This is a genomic window from Micromonospora sp. NPDC051296, from assembly GCF_040682255.1.
Lineage (GTDB): Bacteria > Actinomycetota > Actinomycetes > Mycobacteriales > Micromonosporaceae > Micromonospora > Micromonospora craterilacus.
In genome coordinates, this window is sequence record NZ_JBFBAO010000411.1 from 1 (window position 1) to 5,688 (window position 5,688).

Annotated in this window: 3 protein-coding genes; all 3 read right to left on the reverse strand. The window is 67.8% G+C overall.

From position 1 onward, the window contains the following. A partial coding sequence (locus tag AB0M52_RS29440; RefSeq protein WP_363960485.1) for a Stealth CR1 domain-containing protein occupies positions 1 to 2,440 on the reverse strand: 2,440 nt, incomplete at its 3' end. Then, on the reverse strand, positions 2,437 to 3,426 hold the full coding sequence (locus AB0M52_RS29445) for a hypothetical protein (protein ID WP_363960488.1): 990 nt from the start codon (positions 3,424 to 3,426) through the stop codon (positions 2,437 to 2,439). The genes AB0M52_RS29445 and AB0M52_RS29440, both read right to left, overlap by 4 nt. Beyond that, on the reverse strand, positions 3,423 to 5,237 hold the full coding sequence (locus AB0M52_RS29450) for a stealth family protein (protein ID WP_363960491.1): 1,815 nt from the start codon (positions 5,235 to 5,237) through the stop codon (positions 3,423 to 3,425). Before AB0M52_RS29450 ends, AB0M52_RS29445 begins: the two co-directional genes overlap by 4 nt. Positions 5,238 to 5,688: the final 451 nt, after the last annotated feature.

Here is a 5,688-nt window from a genome sequence, read left to right on the forward strand (position 1 = left end):
CATGGGTGAGGGTGGCGCCGAACGCCTGCTGGATGAGGCGCCGGTTGTTCTTCGCCGCGCTGAAGTTGAAGTCGTCCTCCGCGCTCACGCCGACCATCGGGATTGACGTCGGGGAGAGGAAGAACTGCGCTAGGCCGTTGCTGCGGAAGAACTGCGTCGGCCCGATAGGGCGTCCCAGGAAGAAGTCGTCGTTGAAGTAGATGAAATGCTCGGCCATGCCGTCGATCTGGTGCAGTTGCGATTCGATGGCGTGCGAGTTGAAGGTTGGCAGCGCCCCCCGGTAGCCGAACAGCTCCCGGTGGTCCACAACGGTGATCTGCGGATGGTCGGTGTCCAGCCAGGCCGGGGTCTGCCCGGCGGTGACCAGGTAGATGTTGCGCACCCATGGCGCGTACATGTCGATGGAGCGCAGTGAGTAGCGCAACTCTGCGCGGTCCCGGAATCGCGCGATGCTCTCCGCCGCGTCGACCGGAGTCCGACCCGATTCCGCGAGGGTGCTGTTCTTACTCGCCAGCCACGCCGGATCGGCACCGTCAACCCAGGTGTAGACCACGTCGATGGGGAAGTCCACATCGGACACGAGCCGGCGGGTGAACGGTTCGGTGGTGGGATGTTGCCGGTCCCGGATGGTGACGGTCGCCGGCACCATCGCCGCGGCCGGCATGGTGTCACCCAAAAGGGTGCGGCGGGTTGCGGTGAGTGTGTCGCCGTCGGGCGTGGGCACCCAGAATTCGACATCGCAGCCGAGGGCGGGGCCGTAGCGCAGGGTTCGGGACGTCGAAACAACGGGCCGGAACACCCGCAGGCCGACCGCGTCAGCGGCCCGGGGCTCGTCGGCCAGGCAAGCTGCCAGCGTCACCGAGGTCACCTTGGCGCCGGCGGCCAGGGTCTCGGCGTAGAAGGGCGCCGCGGCGAAGTCGGTAGCGAAGGCGGCCAGCACCGCCTCCTGGTGCTCCAGCGAGACAACGACGCGATGCCGCACGCCCGGATCCCGAGCGATCCAGTACGGGATGTCGCGCTGTTCGAGTACATCGACCACAGCCGTGAGGTTCGCGTGCGCCACATCGGCGGGGATCAGGTCATCGCGGACGGTGCTCAGCCGGCCACCGCTGCGTACCAGCCCGGGCACCGCTTGGTCGATCTGCTGCTCACGCGACTCCAGGTCAAGGCCGGTAGCGACGTGGCCGGGACGGGGGGCGGCGGGTGCGAAGCCGGATCCACCGGCTCGCGCCAGCCATGTCGCGAGTCGGTCGGCGCGGGCCTGCTCGCTATTGGGGTGCTCGGCGATCAGCTCGGCGAAGAGGTTCTCCCACCGCTGCATGATCGGACCGATGCGGTAGCGCTCGGCGGCGACGAGAGCGTTGGCCCCGAATTTGCGGCGTAGCTCGTCGTCGGCGATGAGCCGGATCAGCGCCTGCGCGAGCTGGTCCTCGTCGCCAGAGCTGACCAGTAGGCCGTCAATACCATGAGTGATGATCTCGGCTGGCCCGGTCTGGATGTCGTAGCTCACCGCGGGGACACCCGCAGCGAATGCCTCCAGCAGCACCAGCGGCAGCGCCTCGCCGTCCCGTGAGGAGAGCATCGCGATGCTCGCCTTCGCCCACTCCTCGGTCATCCGATCGGTCGCGCCGACCAACTGCACGTTGTCGTGCAGGCCAAGGTCGGCGGCGAGCCGGCGCATGTCCGACAACAGGGGACCGTCGCCGTAGACACGCAGGGTCCAGTCCGGGTGCGCGGCGGCTACCTTGCCGAAAGCGCGGATCGCGTGGTCGATCCGCTTCTCGGGCACCATCCGCCCGGCGATGGCCACCACCCGGTTACGGACGTCGGAGCGGGGTCGGAAGCCGTCGGGAATGCTGTTGGGGATGACCTCCAGCCGGGGGCGGGATGCGCCGAAGGTGTCGACAAACCAGTCTTTGGTCCGGTCGGTGAGAACCACCAGGGCGTCCAGCCGCGGAGTCATCTGGAACAGTGGCCGGCCGGTCCCGCCGCGTAGCTGCGACGGCCGGTGCTCCTGGTGCACCGTCACTACTCCGGGAGGCGCCAGCGTGGTTGCCAGGGACATCAACGCGGGTGATGACGAGACCAGGACGTCGGCGTCAAGTGATCGCAAGGCCCGCTCGACTTCCAGGTCGGCCAAACGGTTGAACTGCCTCTCCCACTGTCGGGGGATCAGCTGGCTGCTGCTGCGGGCCAGGGCGTCGTAGGTGGCGTCGTCAACCGGCGTGGGCCGCTGCGGTCGGGGATTGGGCCCGGTCAGGTCGACCAGGTAACGCCGGCGCACCCGCTCGTCAATGGAGAAGAAGCTCGTCTCGCTGGTGCGAAACACGCTGATCACTTCGACGTCATGCCGCCGGGCCAGGTAGTCAGCCTGGGTCAAAATGGCCCGTTCGGTGCCGCCGAGCGCGTCGGCCGTGTTCAGGAGGAAGGTGATCTTCATGTTGGTGCCCCCGTGTAGTGCAGGCAGGCGACGGCCAGGTTGCCGGCCTTGGTGTAGTAGGGCCGGTATCCCACGAAGCGTCGGTCGTCGATCGTCACGGCGGTCCGGCTGACCCGCAGGACGGTCCGTGGATCCCGAAGATCGTGCAGGAACCGGCCGAGGCGGATCATGCGAGCGGGGGAGGTGCGTACCCATGCCTCCCAGATCACCTCGGCACCGGGCGGACCGGACGCCAGATCGGCCAGGGGCACGACGAACTCGAAGCGCCCATCGACCGGGTCGATCGGCACCACCAGATCCGAGCCGCCACCGCGCGAAGTGAAGACCACCGCCGGGTCTTCCAGCGATCGGACGCCGATGAACCGTGCCTGGATACGAGCCTCGGTGCGTGCGGTCTCCAGCCGGATCACCTCAGCCCGGGCCTTGGGGCCCACCACCGTGAGCTGGGCCAGTCCGTGGTTGCCGCAGCCCGGCTCGTACCGCCAGCCGGAAACCGGATGTAGCGGGGCTGCCACGGTCGGCCCGTCGTGCTCCTCTACCTCGGTGGTGCGCAGCGCGAGTCGCCGCTCACCCGCCTCGTCCGACACCGCGAGCGCCAGCGACCAGATGCCCTTGCCGAGGGAGATTTCTTCGGCACCGTCCCCGAATGCGGCCCGAGCCGTCACCGAGACCGTGTCGCCGCCCGAATCGCTTGTTGCCGGGCACTCCACCTGACGATTGCCCTGGATGAAGAGCAGGGTCGCCCGTTTCGGGGCGCGACCGGCGGCGGTGGGTAGCAGGGCGTGCAGGTGCAGGGTCCGCCCGTCGAGCACGCCGAAGTACTCGCAGATGGCTCGGGGCAGTTCGGCGACGGGATCGCGGCGCAGGTGGTTGGTCCGTCGGGTGAGTCGATCCGCCACCAAGCCCACCCGGCGGCGGGCACCGTAGACCACCTGAAGCAGTCGCAGTGGGGGCTGGGCCGACCGTCGACGGTCGCTCGGGCTCATCCGACCGGCTCGCGGCCGTTGATGGCAGCGCTGGCCTGGTGGCCTTCGCGGGGCGGCCGGATCGGGCTGATCGTGGCCTCCAACGGCAGGCTTGACGCGGCGAGCGCAGTCGCCGTTTGACGGGCCCGCTCCGCCTCGACGTCGGCGGGAAGCTCGAACGGCGCGCGGAACGGGAAGTACGCCGACAGGAACTCGGTCAGCATCGCGTGCTGTTCGGGGAGTGAGACCTCCGCCGAGTCAGTGTCGTTGAGGCAGAAGGCGTCGCGATCGCGACGGCCAAGGAGCCTCGCCAACTGGACCGGTGTGGACGGATGAGCCAGGTCGGCGTAGGTGTACGCGATGGACCCGGGTGCCGCCTTGCCCGACAGGAACGACCAGTAGTGCTGCAAGGACGACGGGATGGACAGGTCGGCAGGGTGCCGGAACTGGTGCTCGGCGGTGCCGAGCACGTCTTCGGTGAGCTGCCGCTCGATGTCCTCCAGGACGCTCTTGCGGAGCGGGTACGGTACGTGGCGCATCTTCTGCGTGATCATGCGCCCGAACCGGTCTTGGATGTGTCGTCGGTTGTTCTTCCCCGCGGCGGTCACCGGGGCGTCGTAGATCGTCGGCGGCCCGACATCGAGCTGCGCCGGGGAGGGGAAGAACTTGGCGAGCCCGTTGGCGTGGAAGAACTTGGTCGGCAACAGGGGACGGCCGAAGAACATGTCGTCGTTGACGTAGATGAAGTGCTCACTGAGGCCCGCGATGCGGTGCAGGCGGGACTCGATGGCGTGTGAGTTGAAGGTGGGCAGTCGGCCCGTTCCGGCGAAGATGTCACGGTGCCGAACCACCTTGATCATGGGGTGGGCCACGTCCAGCCAGGGCGGAATCTGGTCGTCCGTGACCAGGTAGATCATCCGGATCCAGGGCATGAAGGCCACCAGCGAACGCAACGAGTAGCGCAGCTCGTCCCGGCTGACAAAGCGGGACGGGTTGGCGGCGACGCCGTTGATCTCGGTATCCGACTGTCCCAGCAGTGCCAGGTTCTTCCGTTGCTGCCAGTCGCTGTCGTTCCCGTCCACCCAGGTGTAGACGGCATCGATCGGGAAGGTGACGTGCTCGTACCCGAGGTTCGCGAACTCCGCCCGGCTCCGGTGAACGCCCGGCTCACCACACTCGGGCGCGAGCCGAGTCAGCCGCGAGGCCGGCACGGCGACGGACTGGCCCTGCGCGGGTAGGGAACTCGCGACCTGGTTGCCCCGCGGTGCGACCGTTTCGGTAATGGGCGTGCCGCCTGGCGTCACCACCTGCCAGAACTCGACCTCTGAGGCAAAGCCGCTACCGTAGACCGTGGTGCCACCGGCGTCGGACACGGAGTGGAAGACCTGGACGATGGCGGAATGCTGCTTGGCGCTGACGCGCTTGCCCGCCGCGTTGACCAGGCGCACAGTGACCTGCGGTTGTCCGGCGAGTTGCCGGAGCGCCCGGAGTGCCTCGCCCTTGCGCGCGAGGGGCACGGCGACCGCGCTCCGCATGTCGTTGGCGTGGCGGACGCAGAAGTATTCGATGCCAGCACCGTCGAGCGCCTGGGTCACCAGGTCAAGGTTGCGCTTCCACTGCCCAAGGGGAGACGCCTGGTCGACCACCTCGGCGCCCACCCGGCTGCCGTGGTCACGGACCCGGTGCACCCGGCCGATGGGCGTCTGAGCCCGTCGTGGTGCCAGCCTGGTCAGTCGACGGACAAGCCACAGCTGCCGCTGGGGCGGGAGAAGTTGGACGAGCTGGAGCCGATAGCGCCTCGGTAGCGCCCGGTAGAAACGTACCGCGATCATGGTCGATCCGATTCTCGCGCTGACGAGCTGCGCGGACCAGGATGCCAAAGAAGGCCAGAAGTCAAGCCGATATCCCCACGTGTGTGTCACCCCGGGAGTGCCGGGAAGTGCCCGATTTGTCGACCCACGGAAGCCCGTCAGCCTAGGCATACCGTGGCCGGACGGCCCGGCGCGCGACGTGTGGCAATGTACCAGTCTGGTACAGCGGGAGGATACTTGCCATTCGTCTATGCGCCTCCGTCTGTTTGGTTTAATCGGACGATCTGCGCAATGGTCCATTTTCCGATATGAGAGAATCTGGATCTCGGCTGTCTCAATTGTGTGTTGGGTCGGCGCTCAGCTTCCGCACATGACGGTGACGGCCGGCCCGCCTCGGTGGTCAACCAGTTGGTCAACCTGGGCTGGGAATACCGCTGGTCGAGCGGGCTGCCGGTGGCGACGGGTACGCCCC